The organism is Microbacterium sp. NPDC007973 (assembly GCF_042958465.1).
In the GTDB taxonomy this organism is placed as follows: domain Bacteria; phylum Actinomycetota; class Actinomycetes; order Actinomycetales; family Microbacteriaceae; genus Microbacterium; species Microbacterium galbum.
Map to the genome: position 1 here is coordinate 203,987 of NZ_JBIBJJ010000001.1, position 20,936 is coordinate 224,922.

21 protein-coding genes and 1 pseudogene are annotated in these 20,936 nt (G+C 70.4%); 6 read left to right on the forward strand and 16 right to left on the reverse strand.

Annotated features, from left to right (window positions below; genetic code table 11):
* Positions 1–149: 149 nt before the first annotated feature.
* Positions 150–2,744 (forward strand): LuxR C-terminal-related transcriptional regulator, encoded by a 2,595-nt coding sequence (locus ACFZA2_RS01050; protein ID WP_391399464.1) that lies wholly within the window; start codon positions 150–152, stop codon positions 2,742–2,744.
* A gap of 112 nt (positions 2,745–2,856) precedes the next feature.
* Here ACFZA2_RS01050 and ACFZA2_RS01055 read toward each other — a convergent pair whose 3' ends face one another.
* The 10 genes and pseudogenes from ACFZA2_RS01055 to dapA form a co-directional block, all read right to left on the reverse strand.
* Entirely contained in the window at positions 2,857–3,243 is a 387-nt protein-coding gene (locus tag ACFZA2_RS01055) for a regulatory protein RecX (RefSeq protein ID WP_391399467.1), read from the reverse strand.
* 803 nt (positions 3,244–4,046) lie between these two features.
* On the reverse strand, positions 4,047–5,099 hold the full coding sequence (gene recA, locus ACFZA2_RS01060; protein WP_315993086.1) for a recombinase RecA: 1,053 nt from the start codon (positions 5,097–5,099) through the stop codon (positions 4,047–4,049).
* Positions 5,100–5,471: 372 nt separating this feature from the next.
* Positions 5,472–5,639, reverse strand: a pseudogene (locus ACFZA2_RS01065) (DUF3046 domain-containing protein); the annotation flags it as partial.
* 69 nt (positions 5,640–5,708) lie between these two features.
* Positions 5,709–6,017, reverse strand: a complete 309-nt coding sequence (locus tag ACFZA2_RS01070; RefSeq protein WP_108319449.1) for a helix-turn-helix domain-containing protein — start codon at positions 6,015–6,017, stop codon at positions 5,709–5,711.
* 172 nt (positions 6,018–6,189) lie between these two features.
* Positions 6,190–6,717, reverse strand: a complete 528-nt coding sequence (locus ACFZA2_RS01075) for a CinA family protein (protein WP_391399471.1) — start codon at positions 6,715–6,717, stop codon at positions 6,190–6,192.
* Positions 6,714–7,301 carry a CDP-diacylglycerol--glycerol-3-phosphate 3-phosphatidyltransferase gene (gene pgsA, locus ACFZA2_RS01080; RefSeq protein WP_391399474.1) on the reverse strand — a complete coding sequence of 196 codons (588 nt, stop codon included), beginning with the start codon at positions 7,299–7,301 and terminating at the stop codon, positions 6,714–6,716. The genes ACFZA2_RS01075 and pgsA overlap by 4 nt, the downstream gene beginning before the upstream one ends.
* Positions 7,301–10,015, reverse strand: coding sequence for a DNA translocase FtsK 4TM domain-containing protein (locus ACFZA2_RS01085; protein WP_391399477.1), 2,715 nt, complete (start codon positions 10,013–10,015; stop codon positions 7,301–7,303). Before ACFZA2_RS01085 ends, pgsA begins: the two co-directional genes overlap by 1 nt.
* 50 nt (positions 10,016–10,065) lie before the next feature.
* The gene (locus ACFZA2_RS01090; protein ID WP_391399481.1) at positions 10,066–10,557 is read right to left on the reverse strand and encodes a GNAT family N-acetyltransferase; all 492 of its coding nucleotides are present in this window, start codon (positions 10,555–10,557) and stop codon (positions 10,066–10,068) included.
* A 160-nt stretch (positions 10,558–10,717) separates the two neighbouring features.
* Positions 10,718–12,394 carry a ribonuclease J gene (locus tag ACFZA2_RS01095; protein ID WP_391399484.1) on the reverse strand — a complete coding sequence of 559 codons (1,677 nt, stop codon included), beginning with the start codon at positions 12,392–12,394 and terminating at the stop codon, positions 10,718–10,720.
* A 76-nt stretch (positions 12,395–12,470) separates the two neighbouring features.
* Positions 12,471–13,448 (reverse strand): 4-hydroxy-tetrahydrodipicolinate synthase, encoded by a 978-nt coding sequence (gene dapA / locus ACFZA2_RS01100; protein WP_315993092.1) that lies wholly within the window; start codon positions 13,446–13,448, stop codon positions 12,471–12,473.
* Between the two features lie 95 nt (positions 13,449–13,543).
* On the opposite strand from dapA, the gene ACFZA2_RS01105 reads away from it, so the two are divergent.
* On the forward strand, positions 13,544–14,080 hold the full coding sequence (locus ACFZA2_RS01105) for an NUDIX domain-containing protein (RefSeq protein ID WP_391399488.1): 537 nt from the start codon (positions 13,544–13,546) through the stop codon (positions 14,078–14,080).
* Positions 14,081–14,093: 13 nt separating this feature from the next.
* Here ACFZA2_RS01105 and ACFZA2_RS01110 read toward each other — a convergent pair whose 3' ends face one another.
* The 3 genes from ACFZA2_RS01110 to ACFZA2_RS01120 are packed head-to-tail and all read right to left on the reverse strand — an operon-like array spanning position 14,094 to position 16,157.
* Positions 14,094–14,852, reverse strand: coding sequence for an SDR family NAD(P)-dependent oxidoreductase (locus ACFZA2_RS01110; protein WP_391399491.1), 759 nt, complete (start codon positions 14,850–14,852; stop codon positions 14,094–14,096).
* 1 nt (position 14,853) lies between these two features.
* A complete protein-coding gene (locus ACFZA2_RS01115; RefSeq protein WP_391399494.1) occupies positions 14,854–15,351 on the reverse strand; it encodes a dihydrofolate reductase in 498 nt (165 codons plus the stop codon).
* Positions 15,348–16,157 (reverse strand): thymidylate synthase, encoded by an 810-nt coding sequence (locus ACFZA2_RS01120; protein WP_391399497.1) that lies wholly within the window; start codon positions 16,155–16,157, stop codon positions 15,348–15,350. Before ACFZA2_RS01120 ends, ACFZA2_RS01115 begins: the two co-directional genes overlap by 4 nt.
* A 179-nt stretch (positions 16,158–16,336) precedes the next feature.
* Between ACFZA2_RS01120 and ACFZA2_RS01125 the strand changes: the two genes are divergently transcribed.
* The 4 genes from ACFZA2_RS01125 (at position 16,337) to ACFZA2_RS01140 (ending at position 18,776) form a co-directional block, all read left to right on the forward strand.
* Entirely contained in the window at positions 16,337–16,774 is a 438-nt protein-coding gene (locus ACFZA2_RS01125; RefSeq protein WP_391399500.1) for a TlpA family protein disulfide reductase, read from the forward strand.
* Complete coding sequence (locus ACFZA2_RS01130; protein WP_391399503.1) at positions 16,767–17,336, forward strand: DUF4395 domain-containing protein; 570 nt, start codon at positions 16,767–16,769, stop codon at positions 17,334–17,336. Before ACFZA2_RS01125 ends, ACFZA2_RS01130 begins: the two co-directional genes overlap by 8 nt.
* A 107-nt stretch (positions 17,337–17,443) precedes the next feature.
* Positions 17,444–17,869 carry an OsmC family peroxiredoxin gene (locus tag ACFZA2_RS01135; RefSeq protein WP_391399506.1) on the forward strand — a complete coding sequence of 142 codons (426 nt, stop codon included), beginning with the start codon at positions 17,444–17,446 and terminating at the stop codon, positions 17,867–17,869.
* On the forward strand, positions 17,862–18,776 hold the full coding sequence (locus ACFZA2_RS01140; RefSeq protein WP_391399509.1) for a TIGR01777 family oxidoreductase: 915 nt from the start codon (positions 17,862–17,864) through the stop codon (positions 18,774–18,776). The genes ACFZA2_RS01135 and ACFZA2_RS01140 overlap by 8 nt, the downstream gene beginning before the upstream one ends.
* A 31-nt stretch (positions 18,777–18,807) precedes the next feature.
* On the opposite strand, the gene ACFZA2_RS01145 is transcribed toward ACFZA2_RS01140, so the two are convergent.
* From ACFZA2_RS01145 to ACFZA2_RS01155, 3 genes are all read right to left on the reverse strand, one after another.
* On the reverse strand, positions 18,808–19,260 hold the full coding sequence (locus ACFZA2_RS01145) for a hypothetical protein (RefSeq protein ID WP_315993101.1): 453 nt from the start codon (positions 19,258–19,260) through the stop codon (positions 18,808–18,810).
* Positions 19,257–20,069 (reverse strand): 4-hydroxy-tetrahydrodipicolinate reductase, encoded by an 813-nt coding sequence (gene dapB / locus ACFZA2_RS01150; protein ID WP_391399512.1) that lies wholly within the window; start codon positions 20,067–20,069, stop codon positions 19,257–19,259. The genes ACFZA2_RS01145 and dapB overlap by 4 nt, the downstream gene beginning before the upstream one ends.
* 208 nt (positions 20,070–20,277) lie before the next feature.
* Entirely contained in the window at positions 20,278–20,880 is a 603-nt protein-coding gene (locus ACFZA2_RS01155; RefSeq protein ID WP_315993103.1) for a histidine phosphatase family protein, read from the reverse strand.
* Positions 20,881–20,936 lie beyond the last annotated feature (56 nt).

Below are 20,936 nucleotides of genomic sequence, written 5' to 3' on the forward strand. Positions count from 1 at the left end.
GTCCCCCCTCCCCTCGATGCGCGCCGCCGATCGACGCTCATCGCGAAACGCGCACATCCCTTCGCTCATCGACCTAGCGGCGCGCATAGCTGATCGATAGTGTGTGCCCACGCTGACCCGTCCGCCTGCGGGTATCCGGGGGGAGAAGTATGCGGACAGAACAGGCGACCTCGTGGTCGCGCGGAGTGATCGGTTCCGACCGGGACGTGATCGACCTGACATCCCGTGTGCAGGCCGGCGTCTCCATCGTGGTGGCGGGGCCGCGCGGAAGCGGGCGCAGCTATGTCATCCGGGCCGTCACGGCGGAGGTCGAGAAGCGCGGACGCGAGGTCATCATCGTCCGGCCGGCCTCAGCGCTGAGGGCCGTCCCGTTCGGCGCCCTGGCCGCTACCGGCCACCCCGCTCTGCGCAGTCTGAGCGAAGGGTCGCCGACGCGGATCGACGGGGTGATCGTCATCGACGACGTCGACGCCCTCGATCCCGCCTCAGCCCGTGTGCTGGCCCAGGCGGTGGCCACGCGCAGAGCGACCGCCGTCGTCGGGCTGCGCACCGCTCGCGCTCGGTCGCGGTACCGCCCCGATGACGCCGACGAGGTACGGCGCACGTTCCTCGACCTCTGGATGGACGGCTTCGCTCGACGCATCGATCTGTCGGAGCTCACCGACGACGACGCGCGGCGCATGATCGCGCTCTTCCCTGATGCGGATCTGCTCGACGTGCCGACGCGCGAAGGTCTCATCTGGCGCGCGGACGGCTCGCGGACACTGCTGCGTCAACTCGTGCTGGAGGCGCTCCGGGCCGCCCGCGACGGCCGCGATCCGCTCCGGGCGGTCCGCTCCGTCGCCCCCGACAGCCGACTCGCCGTCGCGGTGGAACGCCACGTCGCCGGCTTTCTGCGGCAGGACCTCGAGTGCCTCGCCGGTGTGCGCCGCCTGGCCCACCTCGAGTTCGCGGTCGCCACACGCCTGTTCGACCCCGAGGCCGTCGACGCGCTTCTCGGTAGCGGTCTCCTCCACGCCGATTCCTCGGCGGAACAGCGCCTCACGGCCAACGACCTGTTCGCGCTCGAGGCGCACCGGCAGCTCGGCGATGATGTCGTCGATGCGATGATCGACGGCGCCGGCAGACGCATGCTCGGCGAGGCCGACCACTGGTGGAGCTCCACCGTCGCGGTCACCGTCTCCGAACGATGGCACCGTCTCGGTGCTGACGCCTCGGGGGAAGCGACCTATGACCCGGCGCTCCGCGCGCGGGTGGCACTCGACGCGGCGCGAGAGGCGAATGACCGGGGTGACACGGCGCACGCGGCCGCTCACGCCGCTCGAGGTCTCGCCGCCGTCGACGACCCGGCGCTGCACATCGAAGCTGCTCTCGCGCGGCACGGTGCGGTCGACTCGGACGGCGTCGCCACCGACGGTTCTGCTCGCCGTCGGATCGCTCGCCTGCAGGCACACCGGGCGGCGGCGGGGATGCCGCTCTCCGCCGATGCGGCACGGATCTCGCCCGAGCAGGCCGAGGCGGACGCGCAGGTGGAGCGCCTGCTCGAAGAGGCGACGCGGGCGGGTGACCGGCTCGACTCCGCGAAGGCGAGCGAACTCGCCGGATTGGCGGTCTCGATCCCCGGCGCCTCGCCCCTCGGACGACTGCGGGCTCTTGTGACGGCGGGCACCATGGAGACTCTTCGGGGCCGCTGGGCCGTCGCTCGGGCCCACTACCGCGACGCACAGCGTCTGCTCGACACGGACCCGCGCCCGCCAGGGATCACCACCCGAGATCGCCTGTCTACGTTGCTCGCGCTCCTCGTCGGCCACCAGATCGCCGGGGCCGATGGCACCGCGGCAGAGCACCGCCTCGCACGCGAGCTCGGTCCGGCCGCGCGTGAGGGTGGCTCGTCCGAACTCACCGTCGCGGGCATCGCCGCGGCCGTCGCCTTCGCTGCGTCCGGGCGACCCGAGCAGGCGCATCGCGAGGTGGTCTCGGCCATGCGCCGGGACCCGGCCGCGGTGGGCGACTCCACGGCCGCGATGCTCAGACTGGATGTCGCGGAGGAATTGGCTCTCGCGCAGCGGCTGGAGGACGCGCGCGCCATCCTCGCGCATGTCGATGAGGACGGGCCGCTCATCGTGCGACGCAGCCGCCTCTACGTCGAGACGACCGTCCTGGTCGCGGAGGCACGGGTCGTCGAGGCGCGCGCCGCCGCGCGCGCCGCCGCCGATCTCAGCCGCGGTTGCTCGGCAGCGGCCCTCCGCATCCGCGACCTGTATCGGCTCGTGAGTCTCGACATCGCCGCGGAGGCAGAGATCGACGAGCTCGTGCAGCTGGCCGCCACGACGGACCTCCCCCTCGCGACGAACGCGGTGCGCCGGGCGTCGGCCCGGTCAGTCGGAGCCGATGACGCGCGGCCCGTCGATGACCTTCGTCTTCACGCTCTGTGGTCGGCGCCCGCCGCCGAAGCGGTGATCCCCGCTCCCGCACCCGCTCCTCCCCCCATTGCCTCCCCGCCGCCCGAGGAGCTCACGGCCCGAGAACGCGAGATCGCCCTCCTCGCGAACGAAGGACTCACCAACCGGGCGATCGCCGCTCGCCTGTTCCTCTCGGTCCGGACCGTGGAGTCCCACGTGTACCAGGCGCGCGTGAAAGTCGGAGCGCCGTCGCGGCGAGAGCTCGCGCGCATGGTGGCGCAGGGTGTCGTCGCGCGTCTTCCTGACCCGCAGGATGCCGACGGCAACAGTCGTCAGGGCTGAACGCTCGACTCACGCCTGTCAGGGACGAACACCGGTCAGGGGTGAACGCACGCCGGTCAGCGGCGAACCCACACCCCATACGGGTCGAGGGCGAACGCACGCCTCACGCCGGTCAGTCGTCAGGAGTGAACCGCACGCCCGACGCCGGCCGTCCGAAGGACCGCGACCGTCCGATCCCCGCCTCGCTCAGCGCCGTCTTCGCGGCCGACAGAGCCACCGACGACGGATATCCCCGCCGCGCCAACTGACCCGCCAGCCGCCGGAGCGACGCATCGAAGTCTTTGCCGTCTACGCCGCGGACTTTGGTGCGGGCGAATTCCAGCGCGCGTTCCGCATCGTCGTCGGGAAGCTCTGCAAGTGCGGCTTCCGCGACGTCTCGAGGGATGCCGCGCTTGCGCAGCGTCTCGGCCACAGCCCGACGCCCTTCGCCGCGCTTCTCGATCGCCGACATCGCGAGTTGTTCCGCGAACGCCGCGTCGTCGAGATAGCCGAGATCCACGAACTTGGCGATCAGCTCTTCGATGACGGCCTCGTCCGCGCCGTCGACGCCGCGGAGGGCCGTTCGCGCTTCCGCCAGTGACAACGAGCGCGAACGGAGTTTGCGAAGCAGAAGCGCTTCGGCACGTTCGAACGCGTCGTCGGCGTCGGCGTCTGCTCCGGCTCCGGCTCCGGCTCCGGCTCCGGCTCCGGCTCCGGCTCCGGCTCCGGCTCCGGCTCCGGCTCCGGCTCCGCGAGAGTCTGTCGCACGGAGCGAACGCGGGTCACCGCCGGGGAGGTTCCACGCCGCGGCGGGGGAATCGTGAGCGGACTCGCCGGACGATGCGTCGCTTCTCAGCGCCCTCAGTCGCGGACGGGTCGATCGAGGGACCGCGACATCACCCGCCGTCGTGGCATCCGCGGCAGCGGCACGACCGCGCGACGGGTGGGCGCCCTCGGAGGCGCGGCCGGAGCGCGTCGCCGCCGACACCCCGAACAGGGGAATGACCGGTGCGAGATCGGTGTCGACAGCACGCAGGGAAGCCGTCCGGCCCGCGCGCGCGTCGGCGCCGTGACGCGAGTCGGTCGAATCTGAGGGCGCGTCGGCGTCTTCACCCGAGGCGGTCGAGCCTGTGGGCGCGCCAGTGTCGTCGTGACGCGAAGCGGGTGGATCCGCTGGCGCGCTGCCGTCATCGCTCGCGGTTGCGACCCCTGTGTCGGCGACATGGGCCCACGGCGAGTCCGGCGAATCCGACGCCGAGGAACCCCGCCCGTCTTCGCCACCTGACGAACGCGGACGGACGGGGCCCTTGGTGTCGTCGCTCATCACGCCGGGCGGCGCTGGGCGAGCTCGTCGTCGGCGGGTGCCGCCACAGCAGGCGCTCCACCGATGCCGAGCTTGGTCTTGATCTTCGACTCGATCTCGGCCGCGACATCCGGGTTCTTGATGAGGAAGTTGCGGGCGTTCTCCTTGCCCTGCCCGAGCTGTTCTCCCTCGTACGTGTACCACGCGCCGGACTTCTTCACGATGGCGTGCTCGACGCCGAAGTCGATCAGGCTGCCCTCGCGTGAGATCCCCACGCCGTAGAGGATGTCGAACTCGGCCTGCTTGAAGGGCGGCGCCATCTTGTTCTTGACGACCTTGACGCGGGTGCGGTTTCCGACCGCTTCGGTGCCGTCTTTCAAAGTCTCGATACGACGGATGTCGAGGCGCACGGAGGCGTAGAACTTCAGCGCCTTTCCACCCGCCGTCGTCTCGGGAGAACCGAAGAAGACACCGATCTTCTCGCGCAGCTGGTTGATGAAGATCGCCGTGGTCTTGGTCGTGTTCAGACCACCCGTCAGCTTGCGGAGCGCCTGCGACATGAGGCGCGCCTGCAGACCGACGTGGGAGTCGCCCATTTCGCCCTTGATCTCGGCCTCGGGCACGAGAGCGGCGACGGAGTCGATGACGACGAGGTCGATCGCGCCGGAGCGGATCAGCATGTCGGCGATCTCGAGGGCCTGCTCACCGGTGTCGGGCTGAGACACGAGCAGAGCGTCGATGTCGACGCCGAGCTTCTTGGCGTACTCGGGGTCGAGCGCGTGCTCGGCGTCGATGAACGCGGCGATGCCGCCGGCACGCTGCGCGTTGGCGATGGCGTGGAGCGTCAGCGTCGTCTTACCCGACGACTCCGGTCCGTAGATCTCGATGATGCGACCGCGCGGCAGGCCGCCAATGCCGAGGGCCACGTCGAGGGCGACGGAGCCGGTGGGGATGGTCTCGATCGGGGCGCGGTCGTCGCTGCCCAGTCGCATGACCGAGCCCTTTCCGAACTGCCGGTCGATCTGCGCCAGGGCGGATTCGAGGGCCTTTTCGCGCTCTGCGGGTGAGGGCATGACGTCTTCTTTCTGCTCGCGTTCCGGTCGCCTATAGGCTGTCGCGTCCCCCATCGACGATGGGGGCACCCGACAAGGCGTTCAGAGTGTCGTTCGACGTTCCTCACGTTAGAGAGGGCCTCCGACATTGGTGTCGGGAGACGGCCTTCCTGTGGATGAACGGGGAACGAACCTCGTTGTGAAGGAGCCTACGCCCGAATCGAACGTAGATTCGATGACACGCCGGGATCTCGTCTGCGAGTCCCGAAAGCTCGGCGGCGCGCGGCCCTACGGGGCGCGTGCATCAGGCTGCACCCGTTCGACCCCGATCCGCGCTGCCGAAAGGAGCCGGCCTCACGGGTGGCCGACCGGGGCGATACCGAGATCGACGTCTCAGGACCGACGCGGTTCGAGCCGCCCGACGCCGTACCGACGGTTCTCCGGTACGTCGGTCTCGGCGCAGAGCGCGAGCCACACGTCGCGAGGATCGACGCCGGCCGCGAGAGCATCGGCACTCGTGCGTCCCCCCACCGCCGACAACACGAGATCGGTCAGCAGGGAGCCACCACGGGCGCCGAACTAATCGGCGACGGCGCGATCGAATTCGCTACGACGCATGCGGAGGCGACGTCAGCGCAGCGACAGCTCGGGCTCGACCGCGGCGACGAGTTCGTCGGGGACGACGTCGGGGAAGGTCTGGAGGCCCTCGAGCACGGAGAGCCGGTCGCCCACCTGGCGCATGATGGTCGAGATGGGGACGTCGAGCGCTTCGGCCACCGAAGCGAGGATCTCGCTCGAGGCTTCTTTCTGACCGCGCTCGACCTCGCTGAGATAGCCGAGGGCGACGCTCGCGCGACTGGCGACCTGGCGGAGGGTACGGCCCTTCTGCTGGCGGAGGTCACGCAGGACTTCGCCGATCTCTTGACGAACCAGGATCATTTGGGGCCCTCCTCACTGCTGATTCCGTCGCTGCCCGGATGAGCAACTGTAAAACACCATCTGTGGTCACCCTAATGCCGCGTGCTGTGCACCGGATGGGAATCGCTGGACGAAACCGGAGTGTGCGATCATTTGTTCCCGCACTCGGCGTCGATGCTCCACGGACGAGGATTCACAGGGCCGCGAGGACCCGCCGGATGGCCAGATGGGCGGTCTCCCGGCGGATACGGTCGCGGTCCCCCGCGATCACCAGCGAGTCGACGCGGGTGCCCAACGGCGTCGAGACCGCGATGTGCACCGTGCCGACGGGCTGTCCGTCCTGCTCGTCGGGACCCGCCACTCCCGTCGTCGCGACGCCGACGTCGGCGGAGACGCCGTCCGCACCGAGGACATCTCTGACCCCGCGCGCCATCTGGCGTGCCACGCGGGGATGAACGGCGCCGTGCGCGTCGAGCAGGGCCTGGTCGACGCCGAGCACGCTGTGTTTGAGGTCGGTCGCGTACGCGACCACTCCCCCGCGCACCACCCGCGAAGCGCCCGGCACATCGACGAGAGATGCGACGACGAGACCGCCGGTGAGCGATTCCGCGACGGCGATCGTCCACCCCAGCTCGGCGAGACGGTCCAGCAGCACCGCCGCGCTCTCGCGCGGATCGCGGACGAGCGTCTCGTCGAGGTCGTCGGGAACGCCGTCGATCACCGGCGCCCTCGGCTCCGCCGTGCAGCACGGACCTCGGTCACGACGTAGTCGATGCCCGAGGCGATGGTCAGGATGACGGCGATCGTCATGGTGACGACCGAGACCCACCACACGGTGCCCTGCCATGCTCCCGCGTCGGAGAGGCCGGCGAACGGGATGAGGGCGATCGAGAGCGCGACGGCCTGGAAGACGGTCTTGAGCTTGCCCGTCCACGCCGCGGCGAGCACGTGGTTGCTGACGACGATGAAGCGGTAGATCGTGATGCCGATCTCACGGACGAGCACGATGATGGTCACCCACCACGGCAGCTCCCCGAGGATGGACAGCCCGACGAAGGCCACTCCGGTGAGGGCCTTGTCGGCGATCGGGTCGAGCAGCTTACCGAGATCGCTCACGATCTCGTATCGCCGGGCGATGTACCCGTCGACCCCGTCCGTCGCGATGGCGACGATGAACAGGATGGCGGCGGCCCAGCGGAGGGCACCGCCCTCCCCCGCGTCGACCAGAAGAAGCCAGAGGAAGACCGGTGCGCACAGGATGCGCACGATCGTGATCGCGTTGGGGAGCTGCGGGTGCACGGCCATCAGTCGCGTCCCGTCAGCTGCCAGGCGTCTTCGGAGCCCTCGTCGTCTTCCACGACAGGCAGCCCTTCGTATTGCGCCTCGATCGGGTCCTCGCCGTACCGGTCGTCGTCTGCGACGGCCGCGGGGGCCTCGGGCGCCTCATCGCCGCGCAGACGCGCGAGGACGGCAGGAAGCTGCTCGTTGGTGACGAGCACGTCGCGGGCCTTCGATCCCTCGGAGGGACCGACGATCTCGCGCGACTCGAGCAGGTCCATCAGGCGCCCCGCTTTCGCAAAACCGACGCGCAGCTTGCGCTGGAGCATCGAAGTCGACCCGAACTGCGTCGAGACCACCAGCTCCGCGGCCGCGAGCAGGAGCTCGAGATCGTCACCGATGTCGGCGTCGATCTCCTTCTTCTCGGCGGCCGCCTGCACGTCGGCGCGGTACTCGGGCCGAGCCTGCTGCGTGACGTGAGCGACGACCTTCTCGATCTCCTGCTCGCTCACCCACGCTCCCTGCACGCGGACGGCCTTGGACGCCCCCATGGGCAGGAAGAGACCGTCGCCCTGACCGATCAACCGGTCGGCACCGGGCTGATCCAGGATGACGCGGGAGTCGGTGACGCTCGTCACGGCGAAGGCGAGGCGCGAGGGCACGTTCGCCTTGATCAGGCCGGTCACGACGTCGACCGACGGACGCTGCGTCGCCAGGACGAGGTGGATGCCGCTCGCACGGGCGAGCTGGGTGATGCGGACGATCGAGTCCTCGACGTCGCGGGGGGCGACCATCATGAGGTCGGCCAGCTCGTCGACGACGACCAGGAGATACGGATAGGGCTTGAGCACCCGCTCGCTCCCGGCCGGCAGCTGGATCTCCCCCGCGACGACCGCCTTGTTGAAGTCGTCGATGTGACGGAAGCCGAACGACGCGAGGTCGTCGTACCGCATGTCCATCTCCTTCACGACCCACTGCAGCGCTTCGGCGGCCTTCTTGGGGTTCGTGATGATCGGCGTGATGAGGTGGGGCACCCCCGCGTAGGACGTCAGCTCGACACGCTTGGGGTCGATGAGCACCATGCGCACGTCGGACGGCTTGGCGCGCATCAGGAGGCTGGTGATCATCGAGTTGACGAAACTCGACTTGCCCGAACCCGTAGATCCGGCGACCAGAAGGTGGGGCATCTTGGCCAGGTTGGCCACGACGAAGCCGCCGCCGACGTCCTTGCCCACGCCGATGGTCATGGGATGCGTCGACGAGGTCGCGGCATCCGATCGGAGGATGTCGCCGAGCGTCACGATCTCGCGGTCGGCGTTCGGGATCTCGACACCGATCGCGCTCTTGCCGGGGATCGGGGCGAGGATGCGGACCTCGTTGGAGGCGACGGCGTAGGCGATGTTGTTGGTCAGCGCGGTGATGCGCTCGACCTTCACCCCGGGCCCGACCTCGATCTCGTACTGCGTGACGGTCGGACCGCGCGAGAACCCGGTCACCCGCGCGTCGACCTTGAACTGCTCCATCACGCTCTCGATGGCGGCGACCACCGCGTCGTTCGCCGTGGAGCGGGCCTTGGGGGGCGTCCCCGTCGCGAGCGCCGTCACGGCGGGCAGACGGTAGTTCGCGGCGGGCGGCGCACCGGCACTGTCGCCGCCGAGCCCTGAGATGCCCGGCAGATCGTCGTCGTCGCCCAGATCGATCGACGAATCGTCGTGCAGACCGCGTCCGGATACGGCACCGGCGAGAGCGCTCGCGTCGAAGACCTCGGTGAGGGCATCGGGCGCGGGCGGGAGCGGCGGCGGGGTCGGCGCCTTCGCGCGGGGCGCGACGGGCTCCGGCTCGACCATCGCCGACTCGAAACCACCCTGCGTCGTGCCGGGCGAGAGCAGGGTCGTGAGGTCGTCGGAGCCGAGGGATCCGTCGGCGTCCTCTTCGCGGCCCGACCTGTTGCGTCGCCACCAGGGCAGCGACTTCTCGGCGGGCTCGTCGTCGGCGTCGTCGACGGCGAGGACCTTCGTGGTGGCATCGCTCTGCTCGGAGCGCTCGACCCCGAACATCCAGGCGTAGAGATCGCCGAGCCGGCGTCCGATGCGGTTGGGGGGCGTCTTGGTGAGGATCAGCACGCTGAGCACTGCCACCAGGGAGAGCGCGATGTAGGCGCCCACGTCGGTGAGCGCGAAGGCCAGGGGCTCCCCCACGATCCAGCCCGCGATGCCGCCCGCCGGACTGAGGGCGGGCAGTCCGCCCTCGCTCGGCACGGGACGACCACCGGCGACGTGACAGAAGCCGGCGAGGGTGACGATGAACAGCCCGAATCCGATGCCGACGCGGCCGTTGTCGTGGACGGATGCGGGATGCCGGAAGAGCCAGCCCGCCAGCAGCAGGAGCAGGACGGGGAGCACGAACGCGACGCGGCCGAAGAGCGCGCCGAAGCTGTAGGCGCTGATGAGGGCAGCGGCCTCTGTGCCGATGAAGAACCACTCGACGACCGCACCGAGGACGGCGAGCACGACCAGGAAGAACGGGAAGCCGTCGCGTCGCTGATCGCGCTCGAGGTTCTCGGGGCCGAACGCCCGGAACATCCCGCCGACGCCGTGGGCGACCGCCATCCAGGCGCGGGCGGCGACGGGAGGCTTCTCGGGCTCGTCGACGTAGCGCTTCGGCGCGGGCGCCGAGGCTTTCGATCGCGACGACCCCTTCGCGGGGGCGCGACCGCCGGACGGGGACGAGGTACGAGCCATGCCTCCACGGTAGGCGCGACCCCTGACATTCGCAGGTACCGACGCGGGGTTCAGCGCAGGCGCTTGACCATGACGTCGCGGCCGATCCCCCGCCGCACGACGGCGAACGCCTCCGAGCGGTACAGCGACACGGCGAAGTTGTCGCGCTCCACGCTGAGGCTGAGGCGCGCATACCCCTCGCCGCGAGCGTGGTCCACGAGGTGCTGCAGCAGGGCTCGTCCCGTTCCGTGCGACCGCCAGACGGGCCGCACGCCGATGATCAGCTCGGGCACGCCCGTTCCGATCCAGGCGAACCCGGGCTCGTCGCGCGGGAACATCCGATACCAGGCGGCGCCGATCGGCTCCCCCGTCGACGACTCGGCGACGAAGCCCGCGTCGCCCGGCCGCAGCCACCCGGCGATGTACCGGCGATGGTCCGGACTGCTCAGCACCTCGTGACGGGGGCGGGCGCCGCCGGCGCGCCAGTTGGCGGCCTCGACGGTCATGTCGGCGAGGAAGGCGCCGTCGGAACGGACAGCCGCACGGATCGGGAGACCGGGCATGCCCGCATGATAGCGAGCGTGGGCATACCCACGTGGCCACGACGACCGCCCGGGCGCCCCTACCAGGCCCGCCTCGCCTCACGGGGTGATCGCAGACGGAACCCGGGAACGACGGAGCGCCGCGGGTCGATCCCCGCGGCGCTCCGCTCTGCTCGGCTGCTCAGGCCTCGATGACCATCGGTACGATCATGGGCCGACGACGAAGCGACTGGTTGACCCAGCGTCCGATCGTGCGACGCACGACCTGGGACAACGCGTGGTTGTCGCGGACCCCCGACTTCGCGGCCTCGGCCAGTGCCGCCGCGATCTTCGGCTTCACGCTGTCGAAGACCTTGTCGTCCTCCGCGACGCCGCGGGCATGGATCTCGGGTCCCGACACGATCTTGCCGGTCGCGGAGTCGACGACGACGATGACCGAGATGAACCCCTCCTCGCCGAGGATGCGTCGGTCCTTCAAGTCGGCATCCGTGATCTCGCCCACCGATGACCCGTCGACGTATACGAAGCCGATGTCGACCTGGCCCACGACCTCGGCCACGCCGTCGCGCAGATCGACGACCGTGCCGTTCTCGCCGAGGATGGTGTTCTTCTCGGGGATGCCGGTCTCGCGGGCGAGCTTGGCGTTCGCCATCAGGTGGCGGTACTCGCCGTGCACGGGGAGGACGTTCTTGGGCTTGAGGATGTTGTAGCAGTACAGCAGCTCGCCCGCCGCGGCGTGACCCGAGACGTGCACCTTGGCATTGCCCTTGTGCACCACGGTCGCACCGAGCTTCGTCAGCCCGTCGATGACGCGGTAGATCGCGTTCTCGTTCCCGGGGATCTGGCTGGATGCCAGGATGATCGTGTCGCCCTCGCCGGGTTCGATCGCGTGATCCAGGTTGGCCATGCGGCTGAGGACGGCCATCGGCTCGCCCTGCGACCCGGTCGACATGTAGACGATCTCGTCGTCGGGCAGGTCGCGCGCCTTCTTGTAGTCGATGAGCACGCCGTCCGGCACGTTCAGGTAGCCGAGGTCGGCCGCGATCCCCATGTTGCGCACCATGCTGCGCCCGAGCAGCGCCACACGGCGACCGTTCGCGTGGGCGGCGTCGAGCACCTGCTGCACGCGGTGCACATGGCTGGAGAAGCTCGCGACAACGACACGGCGAGGCGCCTTGGCGATCACCTGGTCGAGCACGGGGCCGATGCCGCGCTCCGTGGGCGTGAACCCGGGCACGTCGGCGTTGGTGGAGTCGACGAGGAACAGGTCGACGCCCTCCTCGCCGAGACGCGCGAATGCACGGAGATCGGTGATGCGACCGTCGAGCGGCAGCTGGTCCATCTTGAAGTCGCCCGTGGCGAGAACGAGACCCGCAGGGGTGCGGATCGCGACGGCGAGGGCGTCGGGGATCGAGTGGTTGACCGCGACGAACTCGAGATCGAACGGACCGACCTGCTCGCGCTGCCCCTCCGCCACCGTGAGGGTGTAGGGGCGGATGCGGTGCTCTTTCAACTTCGCCTCGATGAGAGCGAGGGTGAGCCCCGAGCCGATGAGAGGGATGTCGCCCTTGAGCTTGAGCAGGTAAGGGACGGCGCCGATGTGGTCCTCGTGGCCGTGGGTCAGCACGACGCCGACGATGTCGTCGAGACGGTGCCGGATGGGCTCGAAATCGGGCAGGATCAGGTCGACGCCCGGCTGGTGCTCCTCGGGGAAGAGCACGCCGCAGTCGACGACGAGCAGCTTGCCGTCGTACTCGAAGACGGTCATGTTGCGACCGACTTCGCCGAGGCCGCCGAGCGGGATGACGCGGAGGGTGCCCGCGGCGAGCGCGGGCGGATCGAACGGGGTAGTGGGCATATGTGCCTCCTCGGATGCCGCCGTGCGGCATCCCTCTGTGTGGCGTCCCTGGCCGCGGTTCGGCGGACGCCGATGCTTATCTCGTGGTGCCGTGCACCTTCGGCAGCGCGCCGCCGGCGGCCGCGTTGCGGTCGGGGCGGAAGTTGGAGAAGTCGGCGCCGGCCACGTTCTTCACGAGGGCCAACTCGTCTTCGATGACGGCGGCTTCCCACTCCTCCGGCCCGACGAGGGGCAGGCGGACCCGGGGGCTGCCGATGCGGCCGAGGCCGTGCAGGATGTACTTCGCCGCGACCGTGCCCGGCACGTGCGTCATGACGGCGCGGACGAGCGGTTCGAGGCCTTTGTGCGCGGCGGTGGCGGATGCCAGATCGCCCGCGTTGACGGCATCCACGATCGTCCGGTAGGGCGCCGCGGCGATGTTCGCCGTGACGCCGATGAGGCCGGACGCGCCGATCGAGAGGTGCGGGAGGACGTTGGCGTCGTCGCCCGAGAAGTACATCAGGTCGGTCTGGTTCAGGACCCGGCTGACCTCGCTGAAGTCGCCCTTGGCATCTTTGATCGCGAGGATGTTGGGGTGCTTCGCGAGGCGCAGGATCGTCTCGTACGTGATGGGCACACCCGTGCGGCCGGGGATGTCGTAGAGGATGACCGGCAGGTCTGTCGCGTCGGCGACGAGACGGAAGTGCGTCAGGATGCCGGCCTGCGTGGGCTTGTTGTAGTACGGCGTGACGATCATGATGCCGTCGGCACCGGCCTTCTCGCTGGCCTTGTAGAGCTCGATCGCGTGCGCGGTCTCGTTCGAGCCGCCGCCCGTGATGATCTTGGCGCGACCGGCCGACACGCTCTTGCCGACCTCGACCAGACGCAGCTTCTCGGGGTCGGTGAGCGTCGAGGTCTCGCCCGTGGTGCCGGTGACGACGATGCCGTCAGCCCCGGCGGTGATGACGTCGTCGATGTGCTTCTCGGTGGCGGGCCAATCGACTTCGCCGTCGGCGGTCATCGGAGTGATGAGCGCGACGAGCACCTGACCGAAGGGATTGCCGGAGTGCGTCATGATCCCAGGTTATCGGTTCGGCGGCGTCCTCCCCCGGCCTCCCCCGCAGTCGGTGTGAACAATGCGTGACGGCGAGGGCGTCCTAGGGTGAGCGCATGGCATGGACGACCCGCGCGACGCGCACCGTGTACGAGAACCCCTGGATCAACGTCCGCGAGGATGACGTGACCGGCCCGCACGGCGACGGCATCTACGGGGTCGTGCGCATGCAGAACCCCGCGGTGTTCGTCGTAGCGCTCGATGACGACGAGCGCCTCTGCTTCGTCGAGCTCGAGAGGTACACGACGGGTCGTTCGCTCGAGATCCCCGCGGGCGGGTCCGACGGGGAGGATCCGCTCATCGCGGCGCGACGCGAGCTGCTCGAGGAGGCCGGGGTGACGGCATCCGAGTGGCACGATCTGGGAGCGATGAACGCCCTGAACGGCATCGCCGAGGCCCCCGAGCACGTCTTCCTCGCGCGCGGCCTGTCGATGACGGATGCCACGGCCTCGCAGAGCGAGGAGGGCATCGATGCCGTGCGGTGGATCCCGTTCGCCGAGGCGCTCGCGCTGATCGCGGGCGGCGGCATCACCGACGGGGAGACGATCGCCGCCCTCGCCTTCGCCGGGATCCGGTTGGGTCGGTTCCGCTGAGACGCGAAGGGGATCAGCGCCCGCGTGACGCCGCGCGCACGACCACCGCGTCGGGCAGCAGGCGCGACCCGGCGACCAGGAGCTTGTACCGCCACGACGGCACCGACACCGAACGCCCCCGTGCGGCGTCGCGCAATCCCTCGCGCACCACGGTGGCCGCGTCGAGCCACAGGCGATCGGGCACGCCCTCCTGCCCCGGAGGGAGGCCGAGGCGCTCGTGGAAGTTCGTGTGCACGAAGCCCGGACAGACCGCCGTCACTGTCACGCCCCGTGGACGGTAGACGACGTTCGCCCAGCGGCTGAACGAGATGAGCCACCCTTTCGCGGCGCCATAGGTTCCGCGCGGCACGAACCCGGCGACGGAGGCGACGTTGACGATGCGGCCGCTCCCCCGCGAGAGCATGGGAGTCAACACGGCATGCGTGAGCCGCATGGCGGCCTCCACATGCAGTCGCAGGTGGCGCACCTCGGCATCGACGTCGTTCTCTTCGAAGGCCAGGTCGAGCCCGAATCCCGCGTTGTTCACGAGCACGGCGACGTCGCCGAGCATGAGGCGCTCCTCGACGCGCGGGAGAGCGTCGGGGTCGAGGAGGTCGGCGCTGAGCACCTCGACCGCGACGCCGTGACGTTCGCGCACCTCGGCGGCGACGACCTCCAGGGAGGCTGCGTCGCGGGCGACGAGAACCAGGTCGGCGCCGCGCGCGGCGAGCTGCCGGGCGAACTCGGCGCCGAGGCCCGAACTCGCCCCCGTGATCACCGCGGTGCGCGTCATCTCAGTCTCCCCGGTGGTACGTCTCGAAGCGGTACCGGATGCCGCTGCGCGAGGTGTGCCATCCCTCGGCGGGGTCGGCGGCGACCCGCGACCAGCCCCGCGTCGACGGAGCGCGGGTGTCGCCGTGGACCGCGAGGTCGAGACGCGTCACCTCGAGGACGTCGGCGCGGTCGACGGCTTCGGCGTACAGCATGCCTCCGCCGATCACCCAGACCTCGGCTCCGCGGGCCGACGCGAGGGCCTCGTCGAGCGATCCTGCACGCTCGGCCCCCTCAGCGGTCCACGCGTCGGAGCGGGTCACCACGATGTTGCGCCGCCCGGGGAGGGGGCGGAATCGCGGCGGAAGGGACTCCCACGTGCGACGCCCCATGATCACGTCGTGCGAGCCCGTGACCTCGCGGAAGTGCGCCATGTCTTCGGGGACGTGCCACGGCATCCCGCCCTCGGCGCCGATGATGCCGTCATGGGCTTCGGCCCAGACGAGACCGACCGAGGTCATACGGCGACGGCCGCGCGGATGGCGGGGTGGTGCTGATACCCCTCGACGACGATGTCGTCGTAGGTGTAGTCGAAGATCGAGTCGGGGGTGCGCGCGAAGCGCAGCGTCGGGGCGGGGTACGCCTCGCGCGTGAGCTGCTCGGCGACCTGCTCGCGGTGGTTGTCGTAGACGTGGCAGTCACCGCCGGTCCATACGAACTCACCCGGCTCGAGGCCCGTCTGCTGCGCGATCATCAGCGTCAGCAGGGCGTAGGACGCGATGTTGAAGGGGACACCGAGGAACATGTCGGCGCTGCGCTGGTACAGCTGGCACGACAGCTTGCCGTCGGCCACGTAGAACTGGAAGAGCGCGTGGCACGGCGCGAGCGCCATGTCGGGGATGTCGGCGGGGTTCCACGCCGAGACGATCAGGCGACGCGAGTCGGGATCGCGACGGATCTGCTCGACGACCTGGGCGATCTGGTCGATGGTGCCGCCGTCGGCGGTCGGCCAGGAGCGCCACTGCACGCCGTAGACGGGCCCCAGCTCGCCGTCGGCGTCGGCCCACTCGTCCCAGATCGTGACGCCGTTCTCCCGCAGCCACGACACGTTCGACTCGCCGCGGAGGAACCACAGCAGCTCGTAGACGATCGACTTGAGATGCACGCGCTTGGTCGTCACCAGAGGGAACCCCTCGGCGAGGTCGAACCGGATCTGCCGGCCGAACACGCTCGTGGTGCCCGTACCGGTGCGATCGGACTTGTGCACGCCCTGCTCGAGGACGTCGCGGAGCAGGTCTTCGTAGGGCGTCGGGGTGTCGGCGGTCACGCGCTTCACGATACCCGCGTGCGCCCCCGTCACGCCGATCGTCCACACCCGCCCCGCGGCGGCCGTGCCCGGGGAGGAGGGGGATGCCGCAGAGGCCCGGCCGTGAGAACGCTGAGCGGGTGCGTCATGCGAGGACTCATCGGCCCGCGGTCCGTCACGGCGCACTACCGTTGTCCGTCGTGGACCTGACCATCGCGCTGATCTCGATCGCGGCTCTCGTCGTCGTGGCGACGGCCGCGGGACTCCTCTGGCGCCGCCGCGACGGCCGCGCACGCGCCATCGACTCGGCGGAGGTCGTCGACCCGCGCCGTCTCGGCGCCGACGGCCTGGGCGAGGAGGCGACCCTCCTGCAGTTCAGCACCGAGATGTGCGCGCGCTGCCCCGGGGTCCACCGGATGCTCAGCGAGGTCGCCGATGCCCGCGACGGCGTCCGTCATCTCGACGTCGACCTCACGCACCGCCCCGACATCGCGCAGCACTTCCGGGTGCTGCAGACGCCCACGACGCTCGTGCTCGATCGTCGCGGGGTCGTGCGCACGCGCTTCGGCGGAACGCCCGGCCGGTCGGTCGTCGAGCTCGAACTCGACACCCTGAAGAAGGAGGCGGCCCGTGCCTGACATCTCGCGTATCGATGCCCGCGGCCCGCGGTTCGCGGCATCCGTCACCGCCGTTCTGCTGGTGGTCGCGACGCTGCTGAGCCTCGTCGGTATCTCCACGCGCGCCGAGGTGGGGTTCTTCGCGAACCAGCCCGCGTCGGGACAGACGTTCGCTCCGACGATCTGGACGCTCACGCAGGCCTCGATCGCGCAGCGCGCCGCCGATCCCGGCTTCCTGCTCCTCCTGATCGTCGCCCTCCTGTTCGTGTGGGGCGTCGCCGCTCCGCGCACGGCGCCGTGGAGCGTGCTGTACCGCCGGGTCGTCCAGCCCCGCCTCGCTCCGCCCACCGAGTTCGAAGACCCGCGCCCGCCGCGCTTCGCGCAGGGCGTGGGACTGTTCGTGACGGCCGTGGGTCTGCTGCTGCACCTGGCCGGAGTGCCCTGGGCGCTGCCGATCGCGGCGGCGATGGCCTTCGTCGCCGCGTTCCTGAACGCCGTCTTCGGACTGTGCCTCGGCTGTCAGCTGTACCTCGTCCTGCAGCGTGCGGGACTGCTCGGCCGCCGCGGACCCACCACCGCCTGAGCGGTCCGTGAGACGGGGCTGTCAAGTCCCGCGCAGCGTCGAAACCCCTCGTTAGGCTGGCCGCGTCGCGGTCACCCCCGATCGCGCCGGATCAACGGAGGTTCCCCATGGCCGTCACGAGCGAAGCCACCACCGCCTGGAAAGGCAGCCTGTTCGAGGGATCGGGCGAGGTCACGTTCACCTCGTCGGGCATCGGCACGTTCGACGTGAACTGGAAGGCGCGCAGCGAAGGCTCGAACTCGGTCACCACGCCGGAGGAGCTGCTCGCGGGCGCCCACTCGGCGTGCTTCAGCATGGCGCTGTCCAACGCCCTCGCCGACAACGGCACCCCGCCGACGTCGGTCGACACCACGGCATCCATCACCTTCAAACCCGGCACCGGTATCACCGGCAGCCACCTCAACGTCAACGCCGTCGTGCCCGACCTCGACGACGCCACGTTCCAGAAGATCGCGGCCGACGCGAAGGCGAACTGCCCCGTGTCGCAGGCCCTCGCCGGTATCGACATCACCCTCGAGGCGACGCTTGCCTGAGACCCCGGCCCGACGCGTCGTCATCGCCGGCGCGTCGGGCCTCATCGGCTCGGCGCTTCTCGACTCCCTGCGAAGCGACGGCGTCGAGGTCACCTCGCTGGTGCGCCACGCCCCCTCGGCCCCGCACGAGCGGCAGTGGCTTCAAGACGCCACACCTCTCGACCCCGACGTCATCGCCGGGGCCGACGCCGTGGTGTGCCTGAACGGCGCCTCGATCGGGCGTTTCCCGTGGACCCCGTCGTACAAGTCGACGCTGCTGTGGTCGCGGGTGACGCCGACGCGCACGCTGGCCGCCGCCGTCCGCGCTCTCGGCGACGATGCTCCGGCGCTCGTGAACGCGAGTGCGACCGGCTTCTACGGCTCGCAGCCGCGCGTCGAGCTCACCGAGGGCTCGCCCCGCGGCACGGGCCTTCTCGCCGACATCTGCGTGGAGTGGGAGTCCGCCGCGCGCGACGCGGGTGACAAGGCGCGCGTCGCCCTGCTGCGCACGGCGCCCGTCGTGCACGAGCAGGGTGTCCTGAAGCCCCTGTTGCTCCTCACCAAGCTCGGCATCTCAGGACCCATCGGACGCGGCACCCAGGTGTGGCCGTGGATCTCGCTCGACGACGAGGTGCGCGCCATCCGTCACGTGATCGACTCCGAGATCGACGGCCCCGTCAACCTGACGGGCCCGACCCGGGCGACGGCGAACGACCTCGGCTTCGCCCTGGCGCGGCGCATGAACCGCCCGTACGTGCTGCGCGCGCCGATCTGGGGCGTCAAGCTCGCTCTCGGGACGGATGCCACCGAGGCCCTCCTCACCTCCGACGCCGACGTGAAACCGACGGTCCTGAACGACACGGGCTTCTCTTTCACGCACAGAACGGTCGAGGACGCGGTCGCCTCCGCCGTCCCCGCGGCCGGCTGACGAGCGACGGCGGAGCGGCGACCGCGCGGACTCAGCGCCCGCGTCGCTCCGCCGCCTCGAGACGGATCGCGGTGCGCACGGCCTCGCGCGCACGCCGACGGTCGCCCGCGGCGTCGTAAGCCAGAGCGAGACGGTAGCGCGCGCGCCAGTCGGCGGGATCAGCCTCGACCTCGGCGCGATAGCGCGGAAACAGGGCGTCGCCGTCGGCGCGTTCGACGCGCCCGCTCGGCCGCACGGGCAGGTCTTCGTCGGGAAGTCCGCCCTCGGCGTCGAGCCTCTCGCCGATCTGCTGCGCGCGGACGCCGAACCACAGTTCGCGCCCGATGGCCCAGAGGGCGAGCAACGGCAGGACGAGAAGGGCGATGCCCATGACCACGCCGACGGTCTCGCCGCTGGCGAGCAGGACCAGCGCCCGTTGCCCCGCCAGGACGACGTAGAGCAGGAGCAGCACCGTCATGACGGCGACGGCGATGCGGACCCTCATGCGCTCGTCGCGCTCGCGACCTGACCCGACACGTCGCCGTCCGACACCGGGGCGCCGGTCTCGACCGGCCGCGTGCGCACGCCGATGTCGATGAAGCTGTCGAGACCGATCGTGACGCCGCGCGCGTCGCGAGCCGCCGCGAGGGCGATGCGGATCCCCGGCGCGTATGCCGTGGTGGGGTCGATCGTGTCGTGCACGAGGGTCAGCGACTCGCCCGCGCCCGAGAGCACGGTCTCCTGCCGGGCGATGACGCCCGGACGACGAAGCGAGTGGATCGGAACGGATGCCACGCGCTGGCCCCGAGCACGCTGGTCGACGTGCGGTGACTCGACGGGACCGACGTCGGCGCGGGCCGCGGCGATGAGCTCGGCCGTGCGCACCGCGGTGCCGCTGGGCGAGTCGACCTTCGTGTCGCGGTGGGCCTCGACGATCTCGATCGACGGGAAGAACGGGGCCGCGGCAGCCGCCAGGGCGCTGCCGATCACCGACCCGAGCGAGAAGTTCGGGATGAAGACGACACCGGTTCCGGCCGCCTCGGCGAGCGGGCGGACGAGGGCGATGCGCTCGTTGGACCACCCCGAGGTGCCCACGAGTACGTTGAGTCCGCGGTCGATGGCGGCGCGGACGACATCGATGGACACCGCGGGCGTCGAGGCGTCGACCACGAGGTCGGCTCCGTCGAGCTCGGCAAGATCGGACTGGGAGCCGAGCACGGCGGCGACCTCGTATCCGTCCTCGGCCTCGACGACCTCGCGGATGACTCCGCCGAGCTTGCCGGTTCCGCCCACGATGGCAACGCGTGTGGTCATGCCACCAGCCTAGGCGTCGGCGCCGTCGCGGGTCGGGCAGTGTCCACAGACGCGCCGCGCGAGCGGCATCCGGAGCGGAGTGCCGTCGGCAGCGCACCGGCCGACGGGGTGGACCGGCAGCCGGATCGGACCACCAGCCGAGTCAGACCGGCCGTCTCTTCCGCGGCAGCCCGATCGGATGGGCGGCCCGGTCGGAGTGGCACCCCGGTCAGACCGGCAGCGGGTCGACCAGTCCCGTGCGCAGTTCGACCGGCAGGTGCGCCAGGTCGTTGTGCGACAGCAGCGTCCAGGGGCGGCCCTTCTTCTGCGCGATGACCGTGAGTCCGCAGTACGCCTGGTTGATCGTCATCCAACGCCAGTCGGGAGCCTGCAGCACCTCGCGGACGAACCACGAGATGACGAAGTTGTGGGTGATCACCAGCTCGTGCACCTCCCCCGCCTTGCGGGCGAGGAACTCGGCGGTCGCGTCGGCCATCTGCGCGCGTCCCGCGTCGATCTCGGCCTCGGTCACCGAGCCGAAGAACGGCTCGTACGCGGCCGGGGTCTCGGGCGTCATTCCGGTGGGGACGCAGTCGAACAGCAGCGCCGACGACTCCGGCGAGACCGACGGGAGGCGGTCGGCGACGGCGCGCGCGGTCTGCGCGGCGCGCTCGAGGGGCGAGTGCCACACCGCGTCGAGGGGAAGACCCGACAGCCGATCGGCGAGCAACGCCGCCTGACGCTGACCGCGCGGCGACAGGGGGCCGTCGGAGAGGCCGTGCTCGGCATCCTGGTGCTCGCCATGGCGCACCAGGTAGATGTAGTGCGTCACGTCAGCTCACCCCGTTGTCGATCTGCCGTCCCCCGGCCGGTCCTCCCAGCCTACGT